At 63.2% G+C, this 20956-nt stretch carries 20 protein-coding genes and 1 riboswitch; of the genes, 11 read left to right on the plus strand and 9 right to left on the minus strand.

Going from position 1 to position 20956, the window contains the following annotated elements:
* Position 1: 1 nt before the first annotated feature.
* Genes QZY03_RS17215 through QZY03_RS17240 form a run of 6 tightly spaced genes read left to right on the plus strand, consistent with a single transcriptional unit; the run spans position 2 to position 6970 of the window.
* The gene (locus QZY03_RS17215; RefSeq protein ID WP_295583205.1) at positions 2 to 1201 is read left to right on the plus strand and encodes a polysaccharide biosynthesis/export family protein; all 1200 of its coding nucleotides are present in this window, start codon (positions 2 to 4) and stop codon (positions 1199 to 1201) included.
* A 23-nt stretch (positions 1202 to 1224) separates the two neighbouring features.
* Positions 1225 to 2382 carry a glycosyltransferase family 1 protein gene (locus QZY03_RS17220; protein ID WP_295583207.1) on the plus strand — a complete coding sequence of 386 codons (1158 nt, stop codon included), beginning with the start codon at positions 1225 to 1227 and terminating at the stop codon, positions 2380 to 2382.
* A 7-nt stretch (positions 2383 to 2389) separates the two neighbouring features.
* Positions 2390 to 3418, plus strand: coding sequence for a hypothetical protein (locus tag QZY03_RS17225; protein ID WP_295583208.1), 1029 nt, complete (start codon positions 2390 to 2392; stop codon positions 3416 to 3418).
* A 5-nt stretch (positions 3419 to 3423) separates the two neighbouring features.
* Positions 3424 to 4671 (plus strand): capsular biosynthesis protein, encoded by a 1248-nt coding sequence (locus tag QZY03_RS17230; protein ID WP_295583210.1) that lies wholly within the window; start codon positions 3424 to 3426, stop codon positions 4669 to 4671.
* Positions 4671 to 5450: an SDR family oxidoreductase gene (locus QZY03_RS17235; RefSeq protein ID WP_295583212.1), complete on the plus strand. Its 780-nt coding sequence runs from the start codon at positions 4671 to 4673 to the stop codon at positions 5448 to 5450. The genes QZY03_RS17230 and QZY03_RS17235 overlap by 1 nt, the downstream gene beginning before the upstream one ends.
* Before the next feature lie 8 nt (positions 5451 to 5458).
* Entirely contained in the window at positions 5459 to 6970 is a 1512-nt protein-coding gene (locus QZY03_RS17240) for an LTA synthase family protein (protein ID WP_295583214.1), read from the plus strand.
* A 19-nt stretch (positions 6971 to 6989) separates the two neighbouring features.
* On the opposite strand, the gene QZY03_RS17245 is transcribed toward QZY03_RS17240, so the two are convergent.
* The 4 genes from QZY03_RS17245 to QZY03_RS17260 form a co-directional block, all read right to left on the minus strand.
* Positions 6990 to 7547, minus strand: coding sequence for a CreA family protein (locus QZY03_RS17245; protein WP_295583216.1), 558 nt, complete (start codon positions 7545 to 7547; stop codon positions 6990 to 6992).
* A 69-nt stretch (positions 7548 to 7616) separates the two neighbouring features.
* A complete protein-coding gene (locus QZY03_RS17250; RefSeq protein ID WP_295583218.1) occupies positions 7617 to 8831 on the minus strand; it encodes an FAD-dependent oxidoreductase in 1215 nt (404 codons plus the stop codon).
* A gap of 5 nt (positions 8832 to 8836) precedes the next feature.
* Positions 8837 to 9382 (minus strand): hypothetical protein, encoded by a 546-nt coding sequence (locus QZY03_RS17255; RefSeq protein ID WP_295583220.1) that lies wholly within the window; start codon positions 9380 to 9382, stop codon positions 8837 to 8839.
* Between the two features lie 117 nt (positions 9383 to 9499).
* Positions 9500 to 10099, minus strand: a complete 600-nt coding sequence (locus QZY03_RS17260) for a DUF3365 domain-containing protein (protein ID WP_295583222.1) — start codon at positions 10097 to 10099, stop codon at positions 9500 to 9502.
* Positions 10100 to 10774: 675 nt separating this feature from the next.
* Between QZY03_RS17260 and QZY03_RS17265 the strand changes: the two genes are divergently transcribed.
* Positions 10775 to 12610 (plus strand): asparagine synthase-related protein, encoded by a 1836-nt coding sequence (locus tag QZY03_RS17265; protein WP_295583224.1) that lies wholly within the window; start codon positions 10775 to 10777, stop codon positions 12608 to 12610.
* Positions 12594 to 13415 (plus strand): potassium channel family protein, encoded by an 822-nt coding sequence (locus tag QZY03_RS17270; RefSeq protein WP_295583226.1) that lies wholly within the window; start codon positions 12594 to 12596, stop codon positions 13413 to 13415. Before QZY03_RS17265 ends, QZY03_RS17270 begins: the two co-directional genes overlap by 17 nt.
* A 118-nt stretch (positions 13416 to 13533) precedes the next feature.
* Here QZY03_RS17270 and QZY03_RS17275 read toward each other — a convergent pair whose 3' ends face one another.
* From QZY03_RS17275 to QZY03_RS17290, 4 genes are all read right to left on the minus strand, one after another.
* Positions 13534 to 15078, minus strand: a complete 1545-nt coding sequence (locus QZY03_RS17275) for an ATP-binding protein (RefSeq protein ID WP_295583227.1) — start codon at positions 15076 to 15078, stop codon at positions 13534 to 13536.
* A 342-nt stretch (positions 15079 to 15420) separates the two neighbouring features.
* Positions 15421 to 15777 (minus strand): hypothetical protein, encoded by a 357-nt coding sequence (locus QZY03_RS17280; RefSeq protein WP_295583229.1) that lies wholly within the window; start codon positions 15775 to 15777, stop codon positions 15421 to 15423.
* Positions 15774 to 16064 (minus strand): DUF6516 family protein, encoded by a 291-nt coding sequence (locus tag QZY03_RS17285; RefSeq protein ID WP_295583231.1) that lies wholly within the window; start codon positions 16062 to 16064, stop codon positions 15774 to 15776. The genes QZY03_RS17280 and QZY03_RS17285 overlap by 4 nt, the downstream gene beginning before the upstream one ends.
* A 134-nt stretch (positions 16065 to 16198) precedes the next feature.
* Positions 16199 to 16576: a hypothetical protein gene (locus QZY03_RS17290; RefSeq protein WP_295583233.1), complete on the minus strand. Its 378-nt coding sequence runs from the start codon at positions 16574 to 16576 to the stop codon at positions 16199 to 16201.
* Positions 16577 to 16738: 162 nt separating this feature from the next.
* Here QZY03_RS17290 and QZY03_RS17295 point away from each other — a divergent pair, with 162 nt between their 5' ends.
* From QZY03_RS17295 to QZY03_RS17305, 3 genes are all read left to right on the plus strand, one after another.
* Positions 16739 to 16930 carry a hypothetical protein gene (locus QZY03_RS17295; protein ID WP_295583235.1) on the plus strand — a complete coding sequence of 64 codons (192 nt, stop codon included), beginning with the start codon at positions 16739 to 16741 and terminating at the stop codon, positions 16928 to 16930.
* Between the two features lie 531 nt (positions 16931 to 17461).
* The gene (locus QZY03_RS17300; protein WP_295583237.1) at positions 17462 to 17746 is read left to right on the plus strand and encodes a DUF6516 family protein; all 285 of its coding nucleotides are present in this window, start codon (positions 17462 to 17464) and stop codon (positions 17744 to 17746) included.
* Entirely contained in the window at positions 17731 to 18096 is a 366-nt protein-coding gene (locus QZY03_RS17305) for a transcriptional regulator (protein ID WP_295583239.1), read from the plus strand. The genes QZY03_RS17300 and QZY03_RS17305 overlap by 16 nt, the downstream gene beginning before the upstream one ends.
* A 173-nt stretch (positions 18097 to 18269) precedes the next feature.
* On the opposite strand, the gene QZY03_RS17310 is transcribed toward QZY03_RS17305, so the two are convergent.
* Positions 18270 to 20417 (minus strand): CARDB domain-containing protein, encoded by a 2148-nt coding sequence (locus tag QZY03_RS17310; RefSeq protein WP_295583241.1) that lies wholly within the window; start codon positions 20415 to 20417, stop codon positions 18270 to 18272.
* 116 nt (positions 20418 to 20533) lie between these two features.
* Positions 20534 to 20620: riboswitch (cyclic di-GMP riboswitch) on the minus strand.
* Positions 20621 to 20956: the final 336 nt, after the last annotated feature.

A 20956-nucleotide genomic window follows, 5' to 3' on the forward strand; every position in this document is an offset into this window, starting at 1 on the left:
GGTGAAGAGCAGGACGGACCTTGGCTTTCGGATCATCCGTTGGTTGCCGCTGATCGTGTCGAGCGCGCTGCTGGTCGGGTGTTCCTGGTCGGGGGATTGGCTGGCGGCGGCGGGGCCGAGTTACCGGCAGGTCAAGTCTGCCGGCGCCGATCCGCGTGCCTCTGGTATCCAGGTCGTGGAGCTGACCGATTCAGTCGCGCGGCGGTTGCTGGCAAACCAACGAGCGATCTTGTTTTCGGAGACCTTGGGTAGCGCGGCTCAGCGGTCGCCCGGTGTCGGCCCCGGGGATGTGTTGGAGATCACGCTCTGGGAAGCGCCCCCGGGACTGCTCTTTGGCAGCGGTTCGGCGGGCCCCGCTGCCGGTCCGGCGACCGCCAGCGCTACGACCTTACCGGCGCAAATGGTGAGTGCCGATGGCGCGGTCGGTCTGCCGTTCCTTGGGCAGTTGCCGGTGGCCGGCAAGACGACGCAAGAGATTGAGGCCGAGATCGTGCGTCGGCTGCAGGGCAAGGCCAATCAGCCACAGGCATTGGTCCGCATCACGCTCAATTCGACTGCCAATGTCACCGTGGTCGGCGAGGTGACAACCAGTGCGCGCGTGCCTTTGACTGCGCGCGGCGAGCGTTTGTTGGATGCTTTGGCGGCCGCCGGGGGGCTACGGCAGCCGCTCGATAAAATGACCCTGCAAGTGACCCGCGGAAACCAGGTGGCGGCAATGCCGTTACAGGAGGTCGTCCGTGATCCCCTGCAGAACATTCTGCTGCAATCGGGCGATGTGATCGCTGCCCTTTACCAACCGCTGAGCTTCACCGTGCTGGGGGCGGCCGGAAAGAACGAGGAGATCAATTTCGAAGCGCAGGGTATTTCGCTTGCCCAGGCGTTGGCGCGGGCCGGTGGACTCTTGGATAACCGTGCGCGCGCGAGCGGGGCATTTGTGTTTCGGCTGGAGCAGGCCGGTGCCCTGGAATGGGCCGTGCCGCCGCGGATCACGCCGGACGGCCGGGTCGCGGTCATTTATCGTGTCAACCTGCGTGACCCGGCAACCTTCTTCGCCGCGCAGAGTTTCCCGATTGAAAATAAAGATATCCTGTATGTCTCCAACGCCAGCGCTGCTGAGTTGCAGAAGTTCCTGAATCTCATTGTATCGGTGGTCTATCCGTTGGTGAATGTCGGGAACTCGGTCGGAAACCTGGGCAATTGAACGATTGGATCGGGATTCTTGCGATGCGCGATCTCCTCATCGACATTACCCGTCTGATCGGACGCTTCATGCAAGGACGGCTGCCGACCGGTGTGGATCGCGTGGGCTTGGCGTACATCGAGCACTATCGGCATCGGGCGCTGGCGGAAGTGCGCTGGGTTGGCCGGGGTTTTACGCTGTCCCGCGGTCTGTCGGACCGCCTGTTCGACCGGTTGCTGTGTCCCTGCGAACGTCACCGGACAGCGACGCGGATGCTGGTGGCGCGAGGGATCATCGCTGCCATGGGACGGCCTGCCGTAACACACCGTCTGCTGCTCAATACCGGCCACAGTGGGCTGGAGCACCACGGTTACGCCCGGGTCCTAGCCCGCCGACGGGTGCAACCGGTCTTCCTGCTTCACGACCTGATTCCGATCACGCACCCGGAGTATTGCCGTCCCGGCGAGGGCCAGCGGCACCGTACCCGTCTGAATACGATGCTTGATCTGGCGCGCGGAATCATCACGAATTCCCAAACGACCTTGGAAGAGTTGGGTGCCTATGCACGACGGATTGCCCGTGACCTGCCCCCTGCAATGGCGGCACCGCTGGCGCCCGGCTTGCTTGCCATGCCGCCCGCACCGCGGCCGCTGGACGCACCTTACTTTGTGGTGCTAAGCACCATCGAGCCGCGCAAAAATCATTGGCTATTGCTGCATGTCTGGCGTCAGATCATTGCCGACTTGGGTGCGTCGGCACCGCGTCTGGTCGTCATTGGTCAGCGCGGGTGGGAGTGCGAGAACGTGGTCGATCTGCTGGAGCGCTGTGAATCCCTGCGGGAGGTGGTGCTGGAGCGTTCAGAGTGTTCGGATACCGAGTTAGTCAACTATCTGCATCATGCCCAGGCGTTGTTGTTTCCGTCGTTTGCTGAAGGGTACGGGATGCCCTTGATCGAAGCGCTGTCCCTCGGTGTGCCGGTCATCGCGAGTGACTTGCCGGTCTTTGCGGAGATCGCAGGCGATGTCCCTGAGTATATCGACCCGTTGGATGGTCGCCGCTGGCGCCAGGTCATCGAGTCCTATGCCGTTGCGGACAGCGGACCCCGGTCAGCGCAATTGGAGCGGATGGCGCGGTTTGCGGTACCCTCTTGGAAGCAACACTTTGCGGTTGTCGACACCTTTTTGGAACGGGTCTGTGCCTGAGGTTCCCGTGGCTACAGCAGAAGTGATCTATGCCCTGAATTTCGCTTACTGGAAGCGGCGATCGGTGCGGCGGTTCCTGGCCGGATCGCGGGTGTTTTTTGTGAACTGCGCGCAACGGGCCGCGCCTGGCAGCACGCTGGCCGTTTGGGGGCGGCGAGCGATTCCTGGCGGGCTGCCGCCAGGGGTGCGGGTGCTGCGGCTGGAGGACGGTTTCTTACGTTCGATTGGCTTGGGTGCCGATCTGATTCCGCCGGTCTCCTGGGTGGTCGACCGTCGTGGGATTTATTATGACGCGACAGGACCATCCGATCTCGAGGTGATCCTGGCCGAGACCGATTTTTCTCCGTCGATGCTCCAGCGCGCGCGCGCATTGCGGGAGTCGATCGTGGCCGGTGGCTTGACGAAGTACAATACCGGCGATGCAGTCTGGTCCCGCCCACCCGCTGCCCGGCGGGTCGTGTTGGTTCCGGGGCAGGTGGAGACTGATGCCTCGTTGCTCTACGGTGCCCCAGGGGTTCGCACCAACGTGGGATTGCTGTGCGCCGTGCGCGCCGCCAATCCGGATGCGTATGTGGTCTACAAGCCGCATCCCGATGTTGTGGCCGGGTTGCGTGCTCCCGGAGCAGACGAGGGACGTGCGCTGGACTGGGCGAATGAACAGATCACGGAGGTTGGCATGGGGAGACTGTTATCGCTGGTGGACGAGGTCCACGTGCTGACCTCGCTGGCGGGATTCGAGGCGCTCCTGCGTGGGAAGCCGGTGACCTGCTACGGGCAACCGTTTTATGCAGGTTGGGGTCTGACGACAGATCAGCTGCCGCTTGAGCGTCGGACGCGTCGGTTGTCACTGAATGAACTGGTGGCCGGGGCCCTGGTGCTTTATCCGCGCTATGTGAGTCCCCGAACCGGCAGCTTGACCACACCGGAGCAGGCACTCGATGATTTGCTTGAATGGCGTGCCCGTGTCGGCAAGGGAGTGACTTGGTGGCGTAAGGTCGTGCGCGTCATTCTGCGGCGGATTGTCGGTGTGCGATGACTGGAATGCGTTCTTACCTGTTTCTGCAAGGACTCGCGACGCCGTTCTTCACGCGTCTGGCGGATCGACTGCGGGCGGATGGTCACGCCGTTCATCGCGTCAATTTCTGCGCCGGCGACGCGTTCTACTGGGGCACCCGCGCGGCTTGGCATTTTCGCCGCGGTCAGCATCGGCTGCCTGACTTTATCGATGGCTGTATCAAGCGCAGCGACTGTTCGGATCTGATTCTGTTCGGTGATCTCCGGCCGATCCATCGTCAGGCGATCACGGTGGCTAAGTCCCACGGGTTGCGTGTGCATTGTTTTGAGGAGGGCTATGTGCGGCCCAACTGGATCACCTGTGAGCGCGGAGGCGTGAACGGGCACTCGGCTTTGCCGCGGGATCCCCAATGGTATCGCACCGTCAATGCCGCCCTTCCCGATCCCGGCGAAGGCCGACTGGTGCGTGTTCCGCTGCCGGTGCGCGCGGCTCAGGACTTGGCGTACCGCATGGCGAATACACTCAACGCCGTGACCTATCCGCGCTATCGCACGCATCGCCCCAAACATGCCGCGCTCGAGTATTTGGGTTGGATGCGGCGTTTCGCTCAATTGCCACTGCGCGCGCGCGATGAGCAGCAGCGGATCGCTCACCTGCTGGGGCGTAAGCAACCGTTGTTCATTCTGCCCTTGCAGCTCAGTGGCGATGCTCAGATCGTCCACCACTCGCCGTTCGCCGACATGGCGCAGGTGATTGACCAGGTCTTGCGCTCGTTCGCTGGCTGCGCCCCGGCGCGGGCTGAGATCCTGGTCAAGAATCACCCGTTGGATACCGGACTCTTTCCCTATCGTCGCTACATCGCCGCGCTCGCCGCCGAGCTGGACTTGACTGGTCGGGTTCACTATGTGGAGACCGGACACCTGCCGACTCTGTTTGCGCATGCGGCCGGGGTGGTGGTGGTCAACAGCACGGTCGGGATGTCGGCGCTACATCAGGGGCGTCCGACGAAGGCCCTGGCTCGACCGATTTATGACCTGCCCGGCCTGACGGCCGCAGCCCCGCTCGATGCCTTCTGGAAGGATCCGGAGCGACCGGACCCGGTACTGTTTCGGGCTTTCCGTAACACGGTGATCCATGCCACTCAGGTCAATGGCGACTACTTCACGGGTGACGGTATCGCCCTGGCCGTCGCCGGCTGCACGCGGATGCTGGCCGAGCGCTCACCGCTCGATACGCTGTTCGATGCGTTCGGCCGACCGGCCGGTGCGCCCTGATGCCATCCTGCCCGAGTCCGACCTGTATTCTGATTACCGGTGCCAGCGGTGGCATTGGCGCCGCGCTCGCCCGTCTTTATGCCGCGCCTGGGATGACCCTCATCCTGCAGGGGCGTCACCGCGCGAGGCTTGACCAGCTCCAGTCCGTTTGTGAGGCCCAGGGTGCGCGGGTCGAGCGCTGTGTTCTGGAGTTGGAAGAGTTGAACGCGGTCATCGAGCGGATCAGCGCCTTGGCCGACCGCTACCGGATCGACTTGGTCATCGTCAATGCGGGCGTCACCCATCACATTGGGAACGCGAACGCGGGGGAGTCCTGGGTCGACATCGAACGGGTCATGACGATCAATGCGCGCGCCGCCCTGGCCACGGTGACCGCCGTGCTGCCGGCGATGCGGCAGCGTGGCGCGGGGCAGATCGCCCTGATCAGCTCGCTGTCGGCCTGGTATGGTGTGCCCCTGACACCGGCCTACTGCGCCAGTAAGGCTGCGCTGAAAGCCTATGGCGAAGCCTTGGGCGGGTGGCTTGCTCCCGAGGGGATTGGTGTCACCGTGGTCCTGCCCGGATTCGTTGCCTCGGCGATGGGTGAGCAATTTCCGGGGCCGCGCCCGTTCCTGCTCACGGCCGACCAGGCGGCGCTGCGCATGCGCCGGGGGCTGGAGCGTCGGCGTGCGCGGATCAGCTTTCCTTTGCCGTTGGCCCTCGGAATGCAGTGCCTGGCAGTGTTTCCGGCCCGCTGGTCCCGTTGGATCTTAACGCGGCTTGGGTATGCGGGCTCGTGACGGCCGCCGTGGATCCTGATCTGGTGTTGATGGCGTCCGCGGGGCTGAGCGGTGCGGCCGTGTCGATGGCCCTGGACCGGTTGGTCCGACCCGGCGGCGCCGGTTTTCTTCGGCCATTGTCGGCCACTGCGATTCATGTCGGGCTCTTTGTCGTCTTCTGGTCCGGCTTTTGGGTGATGGTTGGTCGGCCGGGTTTCGCCGCCGCACTGACCCTCGCATTGCAGGGCCTGGTGGTTGCCGTCAGTAACGCCAAGTATCGCGCCCTGAATGAGCCCTTCGTCTTCTCCGACTTCGTTCTGTACCGCCAGGTCGTCCGCTTTCCGCGGCTCTATCTGCCTTTCCTGGGGATTGGTCGTGCCGCCGCGGTGTTGTTCGCATTGACTGCCGCCATTGTCATTGGCTTGGTGCTGGAGGCGCCCTGGCCCGGCTGGGGGCTGCCCTGGCCCGCGATCCAGTTCGGCGGTGCCATCGTGCTGCTGGCCGGCGGCACCCGCGCGGCCCCGCGCATGAGTTTTGATCCGGTGCAGGACTTGGCAACGTTCGGGTTGTTTCCCAGTCTGTGGTGCTACACCTGGACCGGACTCAGCCGTCGCCAGTTCGTCCCGCCGCGCGTCTGGATGGAGTGTCCGCAAGCTCCCGTGTTGGCCGAGGGCCGCGCGCTGCCCGATCTGATCCTGCTCCAAAGCGAGTCTTTCTTCGATGCGCGCCGACTCGGCGTGGGGGTGCGGCCCGGACTGCTGGCTGGTTTCGATCGGTTGCGGCGGGAGTCGCTGGTCCAGGGGCTGCTGTCGGTCCCGGCCTGGGGAGCGAATACGATGCGAACTGAATTTGCCGTTCTAACCGGTATTTCACCGAACTGGCTCGGTGTTCATCGGTTCAATCCGTATCTCAGCATCGCCCGTCAGGGACTGAGAGCATTGCCTCATCTGCTGCGGGAACTCGGCTATAGTACTGTTTGTGTCCACCCGCATTCAGCCGGTTTTTTTGGGCGCGACCGGATCTTTCCCCGACTCGGTTTCGACGCCTTCATTGATATCGCGGAGTTTCCTGACGCCGAACGCGCGGGTCCGTTTGTGAGCGACGCCGCGGTGATGCGCAAGGTCGAGGCGGTCTTGGCGGCGGCAAGCGGTCCCACCTTTGTGTTTGTTATCACCATGGAAAATCATGGCCCGCTGCACTTGGAGTCGGTCTTGCCGGGGGATGTACAGCGGCTCTACCGGCAGCCGCCGCCCGCGGGTTGGGAGGATCTTAGCGTGTATCTTCGGCACCTGCTCAATGCCGATCGGATGTTTCTCGATTTGGCCGCGGTGCTCGCGGCACGGCCTCGTGGCGGCCTCTTGTGTTTGTATGGGGATCACGTCCCGAGCATGCCGCAAGTCTATGCCGATCTTGGGTATCGGGATTCACGTACCGACTATCTGATCTGGTCGACGGATGGCGGGTCCGGGCGCGGCCGCGACTGTGCCGCTCACGAATTACCGCAGACCCTGTCCGCGTTGCTTAGGAATGGTTCAATTTAAATCAGTTCGTTGAAGAGGTTCATTTCGCGTTCTGGGGTGTGGAGGGCGTCGCGATCGGTGTTTGCCAAGGCGCAATGGCCACCACCGTGACGCTGTTCTTGGGTGAGCCCTCGATGATCCGGTCACTGTAGGTCAGATAGACCAGGACATTGCGCGGGGCATCGTAGAAGCGGACGACCTGAAGCGTCTTGAAGAGCAGTGAGGTCCGTTTCTTGAAGACCTCCTCGCCGTTGCGCTTCCCGCTGCGGATGTCGTCCGGCAAGGTGATTGGGCCGATCTGGGTGCACTCGATATCCGCATCCGAGGTGTCTTCCGCCACCCCGACGGCCCCGGAGATCCCGCCGGTCTTGGCTCGGCTCAGATAGCAGGCGACCCCGGGGAGATCCTCGTCCTGAAACACCTCGACGACGATCTTGTCGTTCGGCCCCATGAACTTGAACTTGGTCCCCACGCTGCCGATGATATCGGCGGCGGCGGAGTGAGCGAATACCAGCGCGATCAGGGCGATCAGGGCGATCAGGGCGATCAGGGCGATGAAACCGAAGCGCGCGAGAGGCTCTGTGATCAATGTGTTCATGTGCGGACCAATCCTCTGCTGCGTTCTCGGGTCTTGCCGCCCTGTCCGGTCCGATCCGGTCCGATCCGGTTAGCCCAAGGCTTTGGTTTCCGGTCCGAACAGCCGATCGGATTCCCGACGACTGCGCGTCAAGGCGTCCTCGATGGAGACCCCGAGGAACCAGTTGCCGGTGATCCCGAGCCGACTGCCGGCCAGCGCCCGGTCGATCTGGTCCACCACGGATGCATGACCGGCCCGCAAGGCCGGCAGGCGGTTGTGGGTTTCCCCCTGCGCGGCGATGTGCCGCGGGTCGACACCGAGTGCCTGGCAGGCGACCGTCACCTGTTCCTTCGGGCACAACTCGCCGGGACGGAAATGGAAGGCAAACCCGCGGTAGGTGCTGTCCGGCAGGAAGTCGCGCGACACCGCCGAGTAGAAGCTGCCTCCGACCGCGATCAGACCGGCCAGCGGGGGCAGTTGCAGGTCGCTGACGCGGAAGGCCAGCGTCAGGGTCTCGATCTCCGCCATGGCGATGGCGGCGATCGTCTGCCGCGCGGCGGTGAAACCGTCCGGCATCAGTCGGGCGGCCTGATCCGGCGGGACCGCCAGCGTCAAATAGGCGCAGGTGAGCGCTGTACCATCGCCCAGGTCGATCCGGAAACCGTCCGCATCGGGGGTGACAGCGCTGACATGCACCCCGGTGCGCACCTCAATGCGCTCTTGGGACGCAATCGCCTGAGGAATGCGGGACAGTCCATCAGCAAACGTGAAGGCCTTGATGACGTCCTTGCGGCGCGGCTTGCGCCGGAACAGGGCCTCCGCGGGATAGTCGTCCGCGTCCTGGCAGATCACCGCCTGGAAGGCGTGGCGCAGTAGATCGCGGTAGTTGCGTCGACCCAGGACCCGGCCGTAATAGTCGGCGACCCGCTGCCCGTCCTTGGGGGTGGTGAAGAGCCGCGGCAGCGAGACCGCCGCCTCCAATAGATGCAGGGCGGAGCCGATGGAGCGGCGCTTGCCGTCTTTCCAGAGCCGGTAGCCGACCTTGGTCTTGGTCTGCACCGCGGCGGTCAGACCCAGATCGTCCATGATGCCGAGCAGGTTGCCGTAACTGTTGAAGCAGGTGTGGCTGCCGGCCTCGGTCCAGAACCCATCGAGTCCCGCGAACGGGTGGGTCTTGATACAGCCACCGACCCGCTGGGACGACTCCAGCACCAGCGTGCGCAGTCCGCGCCGCGCCGAAAAATGGGCGGCACCCAGGCCGCTGATGCCGGCGCCGATAACAATATGGTCGAAGTCCTTGGTCATCTCGATTACTGATCCAGCTGTGGATTGGTAGTGCCTTCGACCCGCGGTTCGACAGGCGCCAGGCTGAGGTAACTGATGTCCGGTTCCGGGGTGGGGGTGGGCGGGGGTGCGCAGTCCGCCAGGGTCCAATCGTCGCCCGGCACCAGGCTCAGATAACTGGTGTCCAGGTCCGGTCCGCCGCCGACCGGTGGCTCCTCCAGATTGCCGCCTTGCGGCGCCAGGGCCAGGTGCCCGGTGTCGATGCCGCGCGCCCGTGCGGGCGGATGCGTCGAATCCGTCGCGGCCATCGCGTCGTCGCTGTCCGGTCCGCCCGGATCGTCCACCGGGGTGACGGTGAGCGTGGCCCCGGCGTGAGCAAAAATCGTCTCGAAGCGGGCCGCGGTGGCGAAATCGACGCCGCGTTTGACGATGACGGGCCGGCCGGTGAACAGACGCTCTGTGCCCTTGTCGGTCAGCTTGAAGACCGCGCGCAGGCGCTGCCGGACTTGCTCTGGGTCGGCGCCTGGTGCGATCAGACCCAGGTAACTGAGATCGAAGCGTTCGTCGGACATGGTTCCACTCGCTCTTGGCAGCGTGCCCCTGCCGTCATCGCGCCGACGGGCCATACCGAAGGCGCGCGTCGGCAGCCTGGGATAGAGCCCGCTGGGGCGGATCGACGCGGAACGCGTTTACTCGATCGTTTTGCTCAGGCTGACGGCCCCGCGGACATCACCGACAGCATAACCGCGCGCCTGGTCTTCTGGATAGGCTTGATCCAGTGCGGCGGCGACTTCCGGGGTGATGGCGCTGCCATGACAGGCCAGACAGGGTTCACCGGTCGGAATCGCCTTCATGAAGCGGAACTGCTTGGTACCGTCGACTTGCACCACTTCGGCGAAGGCCATGGTGTCGACCGGCTCACCGGCCGCCTGGCGTTGATCGAAGCGGGTCAGGACCTGCTGCTCCCAGGCGTCCGGTGTGTCGAGCTGCGGATTGCGTGTCTTGAGACTGACGCGTCCGACCTCCCAGCCGGACCGGGTGGCAATGTCTTTCGCGATGGCCGGCGCGCGGTCCTGGCAGATGCTGACGGCCTTGGTCGGCCCGCCGGCCTTCATGGCGGCCTCCAGCTCACCTTTCAGGGTGCCGGCGAACTCCTTGACGAGTGACTTGGCTTCCTCGGCCAGTGGGTTTGCCGTCGGCGCGGCAGCCGCGGGCGCCGCGGGTGGCTCCGCGGCCAGTGCCCCGGCGGCAAACAGGGTGGCCATCGCGCTGAGCAGGATGTGGTTCATGAGAAAACTCCAGTGAGTCGATATGGTTGATCAGGGTACTCTGAGACAGCGGTGGAGTGTGCCTGGTTCTGACTGCCGGGGCTTTGCGGAAACGCATGCGGTGGGTGCCGCGGCTTAACGTGGTCATCGAGTGGGTATACGGGCGTCAAACGCGATCACCGGACCTAGCAGCCTGTCGGACTTAGCCCCTAGAATATCGACAACTTATTTGACAACCGGACAGCTACGCCAATCTAAGCGCCGCAACCATCTGAGAAATAGATAAAAAAGCTAGCGCCTACCGTCCGGCGTGCTCGTATATCAAATGATTCCTCGATAAGAGCATGAGTCAATATAAAGGCTTTTTGTTGCTCCATAATCTAACGTAAGGTGATTTCCGCGAAAAATCCAACTTGTAGGAGCCCGCTTGCGGGCGACGGGGGGGGGCAGAATGACGCGATTCCGGCAGGTCACGTCGCCCGCAAGCGGGCTCCTACGGAGCTTGATTCTTGATAGCGTCTTATTCGGAAATCGCCTAAAGTCCGACAGGCTGCTAGGGGCGGATTTCAAACCGGCCCCTACGCCGAGGCCAGGTCTGGATACCAGGCGCGAAGGGTATAATCCGCTCGCGGCCTCACCGTGGCGGGATGCGCTTCAGTCCTCGCCCGGAAGTCGCCACCACCCCCCGGAGTAGTGATGCAGGCCATATGCGGTTGGATGGGGCAGATCGCCGACGCGGCGGCCTCGGACCAAATCCTCGACCAGCTGCTCGGCCGCTGCGGCGGTGGTGCACCGCAGGGCAAGGGCGCGGGTCTCATCCGCCACCTGAGCGGACATGCGGGCACCCTGGCCGGAGCTGGGCAGGCCTACTCGGATGGGGAGCTGCTGGTCTGTCTCACCGAGCCGATCATGCTGTCGGCTGGTTCCGCGCCGGCCGTGTCGGCGGACGCGGCGGCGGTGGCCCGACGCTATCACGCGCAGGGCGATGCCCTGCTGGGGCACTGTCACGGCAGCTTCGCCCTGGTCGTCATGGACTTGCGCCGCCGTAAGATCCTGATGGCCGTGGATCGGGCCGGCATCAGGCCGCTGTACTTCTGTCGCAGCGGCGCGGCCGTGGTCTTCGCCAGTCGACTGTCCGCGCTGCGCGCGCTCCCCGGCTTCCAGGCGAACCTGAGCGATCAGGCGCTCTTCGATTATCTGTATTGTCACGTCGTCCCGAGTCCGGGCACTATCTATCAAGGCGTTGAAAAGCTGCTGCCGGCCCAGGCCGTCGACCTGGGTCCGCTGGGTCGCCATGCGTTCTTTTATTGGCAGATGCCGTATCGAGACGACAACCCGGCCGCGCTGACCGATCTCAAGCGCGAATTTCGCGCTCTGCTGCCCCGGGTGGTGGAGCAGGCCGCGGCCGCTCCCGGAGCCGACGCGACCGCGGTCGGCTGTTTCCTGAGCGGCGGCACCGACAGTTCCACCGTCGCCGGCACGCTGCGCCAATTGCGCGGAGCACCGGTGCGCACCTACTCGATGGGATTTGCCGCGGCGGGTTTCAACGAGCGCGATGATGCGCGTCTCGCGGCGCGTCACTTCGCGACGGATGCGCGTGAATACCAGGTTGAGCCGCAGGACGTGTTCGAGGCCATTCCGCTGGTGGCCGCCTATTGCGATGAGCCCTTCGCCAACGCCTCCATCGTGCCCGCCTACCTGTGCGCCCGCTATGCCCGCGCGGACGGTATGGAGCGCTTATTGGGCGGTGACGGCGGTGACGAGATTTTCGGCGGCAATGCCCGCTATGCCAACCAACAGGTTTTCGAGATCTACGCCAATCTGCCCGGCTGGCTGCGCCGCGGACTGGTCGACCCGCTCGCCGCCATTCCCGGACTGCGCAAGTTCAAGCGCTACGTGGAGCAGGCCCGCATCCCCCTGCCGGACCGTCTGGAGAATTACAACTTCCTGCACCGTACGCCGCTTGCCGAAATCTTCGACTCCGGCTTCCTCGCGCGGGTCGATCCGGACGCGCCCTTGGCGAGTCAGCGCGCCTGTTACGAGCGCACCGCTTCCCGTGCCATCGTCAACCGGATGATGCATCTCGATCTCAAGATCACCCTGGCGGACAACGATCTGCGCAAGGTCAGCCAGGCCTGCGAACTGGCGGGGATCGACGTCCGGTATCCGCTGCTCGATGAGCGTCTCATGACCTTCGCGGCCGGGGTACCGCCCCAGATACAGATCAAGAACAACCAGTTGCGCTGGTTCTTCAAGGAGGCGTTGGCCGATTTCCTGCCGCCCGCGATTCTCACCAAGAAAAAACACGGCTTTGGTGTGCCGATCGGTCTGTGGTTGGCCGAGTACCCGCCGCTCAAGGCCCTGACCGTGGACAGCCTGGGCACCTTGCGCGAGCGCGGCATCGTCAATCCCGCCTATATCGATTGGCTGCGCGCCCGGCACGCGGGCGAGCACGCGGGCTATTACGGCGTCATGCTGTGGGTGCTGGTCATGTTGGAGCAGTGGTTGCGCGCCCATGGCCATGCGTCCTGAGCAGTCCGGCGCGATCCCCCCGACGGGGGGCTCCATGGCGCCGCGGCCGGGGGCGCCTCATGGTGCTCGGGCCAGGTTCAATCCTGTTGCCGCTGGTGGTCCGCCCGCCCGCTGGACCGAGCCGCTGAAACGTCACAGGTATCTGATCCTGCTCCTGGTGCTGGTGTGCGTCCTGGTTGTGCAGTCGGTTGATCGGCGGCTGGTCGGCGTGACCGCCATCGCGGAGTTGCTCGTGATGATCTCGCTGGCCGCCATGGTGCTGGTGGTGTTCGAGGGGCGCCGGGGCCGGATCGCAGCCCTGTGGTCCGGGGTCGTGGTGGCCGCCCTGGGCGGGGCGCGCTACCTCCTGCCGGCGGTCTCCCAGCCTGGGCTGGAAGTCCTGCAACAGGTGCTGTTGATGTGTTTTCACGGCTGGGCCGCGGCCCTGATTCTCCGTGACGTCTTTCAGCAGGCGCAGATTCGTACGGACGACGTGCTCGGGGCCGTGAGCGGCTATCTCCTGGCCGCCGCGGCCTGGGCGAACCTCTATGCCGTTTTCGAGATCCTGTTCCCCGGCTCCTTCACCATCAGTCCCGACCTGACGGCCCAGTTCAGCGATCTGCGGGGGCGCCTGGCCCTGTTCACCTATTTCAGCCTCGCGACCATTACCTCGGTCGGCTATGGCGACATTGCGCCGGCACGCGGACCCATGACCGCCTTCGCCATGCTCGAAACCGTATTCGGCCAGTTCTATATCGCCGTCGTCGTCGCGCAGCTCGTCGGTATGCGTTTGGCGCAAGGGACGCGGGGGAAGGGCGGCCGGTGAGGCGGGCGTATCATCACCAGCGCCGCGGAAAACCGCCAACTGGCGGTGCGACTGCAGTCGCACCGACATCCAATCCGATGATGGGTGGTCACAGAGGTTCCGGACATCACCGAACGCCCTACAGCGTCTCGACCTCAAAGCCGACCACCCCGCGCTGTTCACGGCTGAATTCTATGCCGATCAGATGGATCGGCTGGCCAAGCGCGCGGTATGGGGCCGCATAGCCACGGTCCTTGAGCTGTTGCAGCGCCCGCCCGGCGGGTTCGAGTTCGACCACCTTGAATTCGAACAGCCAAATCCGGCCATTGAATTTCAGCGTCAGATCGACCCGGCCCTGACGGCTGGCGTCCTCCGCCGTCAAGTCCAGGCCCAGCGCGGCCAGGTGACTGTAGAATACGCTGGCGTAATAGTTCTCATAACGGGCGATGGGATTGCCGGTATGCCAGTGAAAGGGAATGGCGGCAAACAGGCTGTCGAGATGGGCGCGCAGGCCCGCGAAATCCGTCGCCGCCAGCAAATCGTAGAGTCGGCTCGTCAGCTCGCTGGCGCGTCCCGGCTGGCCGGTCAGCGCCTTGACCAAGCTGTCGTTCAGCGCGCTCTCGACCTCCAGATTGGGATAGCCCAGGGTGTATTCGCGTCGGGCGCCAAGCTGCCGCGTGCCGGTGAAGGTGAGATAACCGGTCTGCCACAGCAGCGCCTCGGTGGCCAGATGATCCACATCGAAGGCCGACAGCAGTGCTTCGTCGGCGCGCAGACGCGCCAGACTTGGGGTGAAAAAGCCACGCTGCATCAGCAGGTCCACCAGAAAAGTCGGCGTACCGGTTTCGAACCACCAGGTTCGGAATTCGCGCTCCTGAAACAGCAGCAGCAGATCGAAGGGATTGTAAACGGCCGCGCCGGTCCAGTTGTAACCGTTGTACCAGCGGCGGATCGCGTCCCGATCCAGCCCGGAAAGTTCGGGGGCGAAAATGGTCTCGACATCCTGCTCGGTATAGCCGCACAGGGCGGAATAATCGGCAGAAACTGTGATATCACGCAGGTTATTGAGCCCCGAGAAAATGCTTACCTTGCTGAACTTGCTCACCCCGGTGATGAACACAAAGCGGACATGCGCGTCGTTGTCCTTGATGACTGAATACAGATCGCGCAGCCCGTCGCGGGTGGCGCGCGCGGTGTCGGGGTCAGTGAGATTGTCGAGGATCGGCTTGTCATATTCGTCGACCAGCACTACCACCCGTTGACCAGTCGCGGCATGGGTCTGTTGGATCAAGCGGGAAAACCGTCCGGACAGACTCGGTGCCTCGACCGTCAGGCCGAGCCGCAGGGCATTGTCGTCGAGCACCTCGCGGATCTTGTCGTCCAGTTCCGCCCGGCTGCGCACGAGACCGCCGCCGAAGCTGATCCGGATGATCGGATAGCGGGTGGCCCAGTCCCAGTGCGGATGGATCGCCAGACCGCGGAACAGCGCCTCGTTGCCGGCGAAGAGTTCCCCCAGGGTATCGAGCAACAGCGACTTGCCGAAGCGGCGCGGGCGCGACAGAAAATACTGGGTGCCTTCGTCGGTCAACTGCCGGATGAAGCCGGTCTTATCGACATAGTAATGATCATCCGCGCGGATCTTGGCGAAGGTCTGGATGCCGATCGGCAGTCTGTGGCGGTGCATGGCGGGCCTCGGCAGCGGGGATATCACGCAGCGGTGTTCAGGGTAACGGGGGTAGTGCTGCAATCTACGAGTTCGCGAAGGGGGAAGGAAGCGGTCATCCCATGAGTTTTCGATTTTTTCAGGTCAAAGTTGCGGAGTTTCCCCTACAGATCATAGGACTACCGTCCGGCGTGGAGTGCTATCAGAAACATATTTCGTGGTACGTCCCCTATTTCCCCGTCCCCTATTTCCCCTCGTGGCTGTTGGCGCGGCAGCGACCGTGCCTCGCCTTCCTGGTCTCCCGCCTCGCGGGCGAAGCGCTCCCATCTCATGACGCAGGACATATTGGCTTGCTGCCCCAGTTCAGGCCGCATCCCGGATGGCCGCGTGGATCAGGACCTCATCGTAGGGGGCGGACAGGGCGCCGTTGTCGTCAAGCGCCAGGAGTCCCAATTCGACCAGCGCGGCCACGTCGGTCTGTACCTCCAGCGGGTCGCGGTCAAGCCGCTTGGCCAATTGCAGGGCAGCGAGCCCAGGATGGGCGGCGAGGCAGCGCATCAGGTCCATGCGTGCCTCGGTGATGGTGGTAAACAACTCATGCAGACTGCCAAAGGTGACCCTGGGTGCGATGGCTTGCCCGGCCTCGGCGCGGTGCCAGGTCTCGGCGAATGCACGCAGTGCCGCTGCCGGCTGCATAACGCTGATCTCGATTCGGTTCATTCCCACCTCCAGCCCGCCAGACGGGCGCAATCGTCGCGGAAATCGGCCAGCAATCGTTCCACGGACAGGAAGCGATAGGGTTCCTCCCGATCGCCGTAATGGCGATGGTCGCCCTTGCCGGTCTCATTGTCGTAGCGCACCAGGCAGGTGCCCGCCAGGCCGCAGTAGAGCCGGTACTTCAGGCCGTGCGGCCGGTCGGCGGTCCGCGTCGGGAGCGCCCAGACCACCATCTCGACCCTCGCGTCGCCTTGGCAATCGGAAAAACGGAACAGTTGACGGGCCTTCATGAAAGATTGATGGGCCAAATGGATTTTGTGTGTCGCTTACTCCCAAGGCGCGCGCCGCCACCCGCGGGCTCAGTCAGGCGCTCTGTCTGCTCGCGCAAGTGCGCTCGCTACGACCGCGGAGAGGCTCTCGTTGGTCAGTTGCGAGATCTCGCGCGTGAGTCGAAGCCAGAACACGCAGGAAGCCGCCTGACCGGCGGAAACGTTGGGCCTCCTTCGTCGGCCCAACCTACGGGCTTCTGTATTTCGTTGCGGTACTCTGCCTGTCGCGCCAGCCAGGTGCGATAGACACTCGCCCATTCACCGAAGTCCAGTGTCCAACGGTCGTCCTCCGGCTCTTCGCCGTTCATATAGGCAGGATAGAAGGTCTCGGAGCGCAGACCATACTTGCGCTCGAAACCGAGCAGATCCTCCTCCAGCGCGTGAATATCCGAAAGAATCTCGAGGTGTTTCATCGCCAGAATTTCCAAAGCTTGCGTGTTGCGGTTGCGCTTGGTCGGCCCATAACCTTTCATGCAGGCCCCAAGGGTTCGGCGGATCGGCGCCGACCGGTTGCGTTTTCCGGAGGTAGGCGCCGGTCCGCGTCGGCGAGCCCCTCCTGAACCTGCGCGCGCAGTTCCCCTAACTTCCGTTCCTGCAAGGCCCGCTTGTGCCGCCAGTCGCGCAGAGCTTCGCGGATGATCTCACTGCTGGAGGCGTACTCGCAGGTCTACACGGCGCCGCGCACGGTCTGGGCCATCTCGGCGGTCAGTGTGATGGTGATACGCTCGATGGTGCTCATGAGTATGAGGTTATCATGGCGGTGTTGCGAGGAGGCCGGCTTTCGAGTGTCCGTTGTGGTGGTCGAGAACCTGGACGACCGGTGCTGAGGTGTCCCACGGCCCAGCCGGCGTCGTCTCGTGACGACCTGGCCCCGACGCGCCTTAATCTATTTCAGCTTTCCGCCAGAAGTCTCGCGGGGAGTGCTATCAGAAAACTATTTTGTGGTACGCCCTTTATTCCCCCACGTCCCCTATTTCCCCGATGGACCCCGCTCCTAGCCCCGTTGTCCCCACGCCACTACCGCCCCAGCAAGCCCTTGATGTTCGTCAAGACCTGGAGCCCGACGGTGAAGGCATCGGAAGGCACCGAAGGTACCGGGTCAGGTCTTGCCTCTTGCCTCCTGTCAGGCAAGACGCAAGACCCCATTCCCTGGATCTCTTGAGCGGTTGACCATCCGGGCGGTTCGCTTCGACCCGCCGCGCCCTGCGCATTGACGTTCACGGCAAAGCCTTGACAAATCCAAAGAAGCCTGCTCCACTTCGATCGACTCGGAGTCCGAAACGGATCGACGGCTCAGGGTCGCTAGAGATTCATTGCCGCGATCAGGACGCATCAACACGTTTTCCGTACCCTGCGAAATGAATGCGACACTACGGATCCGGGCGAAAGAAGTCGACGATGAGGGCTCGCTCATCGCGGTAGTGGTTTGGGATTTGCCGGAACCGCTACCGCCGTGCACTCATTTGTACAAATACCGACTTTTCTACGGTACAGCGACCGAAGAGCGCGTGCGCTACGACAACGAACGAGGCAAAGGCGATCATCGCCACTTCCGCGGTAACGAAGAAAGCTACAGTTTTTCCACGATCGAGCAACTTCTGGCCGACTTCAGACAAGACATTCAGGCGTGGAGACGTTTATGAAGGCAATTATTGAAGTTGCGCCCCCTGGCTCGATCTTTCGCACCGCCCAACAGCAGTTTGCCGAATCGCGCTCCGGCAAGACGCCTGATTTTCGGCTCAGCTTCGCGTCGGCGAAAATCCTCTTTGCCAACCTCACGCCCGCTCGCCTGGAACTCCTGGATACGCTTCGGCGCATCGGCCCCTGCACGCTCGCGACGTTGGCGCGGGTCGTGGCAAGCACCGATCCCGATGTCCAGACCGACATTGCGAGTCTCGAGTTCCTTGGGTTAGTGGAACGAGATGACGCCGGTGACTTGACTGTCCCTTACGAGTCGGTAGAAATCATTCTTCCGCTGGCGCAGGTCGCCTGATCGGTGTTGTGCTGATTGCGCGATGCTTGCGTCGCCGAACTGCCGCAGCCGAGATCTGGTGACCGTTTCCTGATTTTTTCCATCCCAGACGTTGAATTGAGTAAACTGTCATCGGGGTTCCCTCTGTCCGAATTAAGTATACTGTCCCCGGAATTCCTTATGACCAAGGCCCGCTAGGGTATTATGACGGTCACTTGCTTCACCGCCTGATTGTTGGCTTCAGTGGACTCGGTGGTATCGCACCAACTGTCCACGTAGGCGCGCAGGGTCTTGGCGCCCGCGGCACCGGCGCGCAGCCCGGAAAAGGTCAGCGTCTTGGTCGCATTGGCGGCCAGGGTGCCGATGCTGGCGTAGTCGTTGCCATCGGCCCCGCAGGTCTGCACCGTCGGTTGATTGACCCAGACATCCAGATAGCCGCCATCGCCACTGACCGCGCCTTGGTTCTTGACCGTGACGGCCAGGTTGAAGGTGCCTCTGGCCAGGGGATTGCCCGGGCTCACGACCATGCTGGTCACCAGGAAATCGGGGGCCGGCGGCTTGACGGTATAGGTCTTGGCCAGCTGGTTGTTGGTCTCATCCAGTTCCCTGGCCTGGCACTTGCTATCCACGAAGGCGCGCAGGGTCTTGCTCCCGGACGCGCCCGCGGCCAGTCCGCTGACCGTGACCGTTCTGGTGGTTCCCGGCGCCAGGCTGGTCAGCGTGACCGACTTGTGACCCAGGGCACCGCAGGGCGGCTGAGCCGATTGATTGGCCCAGACTTGTAGGGTCCCCGGCACACCCGCCAGGGTACCGCGGTTCCTGACCGTGATCGCCGCGCTGAAGCTGGTGTTGGCGAAGGGACTGCCGGGCGTGAGGACCATCGCGCTCACCTGGAAGTCGGGCGTGCCGCTACCGTCGTTGAACTCGTAGGCGCCAATGTCCACCGCCGCCCCCAGCAGGCGCGGGCCGCCGCCCAGATCGGTCGCGGGCAGGTCTGGGGTCGCGGGATAGCCGGCATCGATCATGGGAGAGCCGGCCCGCAGGTGCAGGTCGCCGGCGGCCTGGTTGGCGAACAGCGGGTCGACGCCATTGAGATTGCCGGGTGGGATCGTAATTGGGAGCGTGATCGCAAAGCCGATCGGTGTCTGATCGAAGTTGTTGGCGCGCAGGGTGACAGGTGTCGGGAGGTAGTCGCCGTCGCCGTCGTTTTCGATCTCGATGTCTGCGCCGTTGTTCTCATCGGCCACGTTGTCCAAAAACAGGTTGTTGTAAAGCGTTGCCGAGAGCGCGGTTTCGGAGTCGGTGAGCCTAAGATTGAGTCCACCACCAAGGTCCGCACTATTGCCCACAATGGAGTTATTGGTGAGCCTAAGCGTAGCGGTACTTGTGCCAAAATAGAAGCCGTAATCGATATACGCACCACCGCCATCGGCACTTGTATTGCCGGTAATGCTGTTGTTGGCGAGCGTAACGATGTCGCCGTGGAGGATCTCTACACCGCCGCCTTGGTTGCGCCCCGTATTGTTCTTGATGCTGTTGTTGGTGAGCGCAGCGGTGTGGGCATAGCGAATAGATGTGCCGCCACCATAGCTAGCCGTATTGCCGGTGATACTGTTGTTGGTGAGCGTGGCGGTGGTGGCGCCTAAATATACGCCGCCCCCGTAGGTTGACGTATTGCCCGTAATGCTGTTGTCGGTGAGCGTGGCGGTGGTGGCCTCGATACATGCACCGCCTCCGTAGCTGAAGAAAGCGGTGACCTTATTATTTTCAATCCGATTGCGCTTGACCATCACTGTTCCGTCGCTATTTGCATAGAGACCGCCCCCATATCCATCGTCAGTCGTGCGCTTACCATTGCGCAAAGTCAGCCCTTCAACCAGAAAAGCAGCGGCCAAATCCGGGGCCGATAGCACCAGTACCGTGTTGGTCTGATTGCCGTCCAGGATCGTATTGACCGGATTGAGCACCCGGCTGGCGCAGCCTGCCGTGTAACCACCCAGCACGCTCAGCTTGTTGACCTGAGTGCTGGCGTAGACGAAGTTGCCGACATAGGTGCCCTGGACGATGTGTACCTCGTCGTCCGCGCCGTTGGTGGCGGCCGTGCTAAGCGCGGTCTTGAGGGTCGCGGCGCTGTTCACACAGAAGGTGGCCGCACCGGCCGGGGCGGCCAGGCCGAACAGCGCCAGCATCCCGGCGACTAAATTCGGGCCGACCGGGGTTACCTGGCCCTTGGAACGCCCCCTCAGCCAACCGGCCCTGATGGTCGCCCGGCGGGCCGCGTGCGGGGCTCCCGGAGACCTGGACAGGTGGGTAAACAGAAACACCGCGGATCGGACGAACATAAGATTCCCCTTGGCATGGATGAGTCGGCAAGGCGACGGGGTCCTGCCGCCCGGACCAGGGCGAAGGGGCCGACAAGCAGCGGGGGCGGGCGGGCTGGGCGCGCAGGCGTCTGGTCCGAGGCAACCCAGCCGCCCGCCTGCGATTCAGGTGAGGGCCCGTGGCTCTGCGTCCGGGGCTTTCACCCCGTTTGCCATTTGTTCTCGAATGGAAAATAGCCGCTTTTTGACTATAGCAGAAAACCTGGTACTGTCTACTGAAGTTTCCTACTTTTAATTAATGAGAAATACACAATATGCAACGCGAAAAAGCGTACACGTATCGCGTCGTCCATTAGTGGTAGCTAATATACTGTATCAGCCGCTCAACGGCCTCGCTGGTGGCGCGAAATAGCGGCCTATTGCGATGACATTTCAGTGACTTAACGGTGAATGCGGACTCTATTCAGCGTATAATCGAGGGTGACTAAACCATTGATTAAAAACTAAACGAGCCCGCATTCCATGTCGATCTTACCCGCTCTCGCCGTGCAGTTCCAAGC

Source organism: uncultured Lamprocystis sp., from assembly GCF_903933125.1.
Classification (GTDB): domain Bacteria; phylum Pseudomonadota; class Gammaproteobacteria; order Chromatiales; family Chromatiaceae; genus Thiodictyon.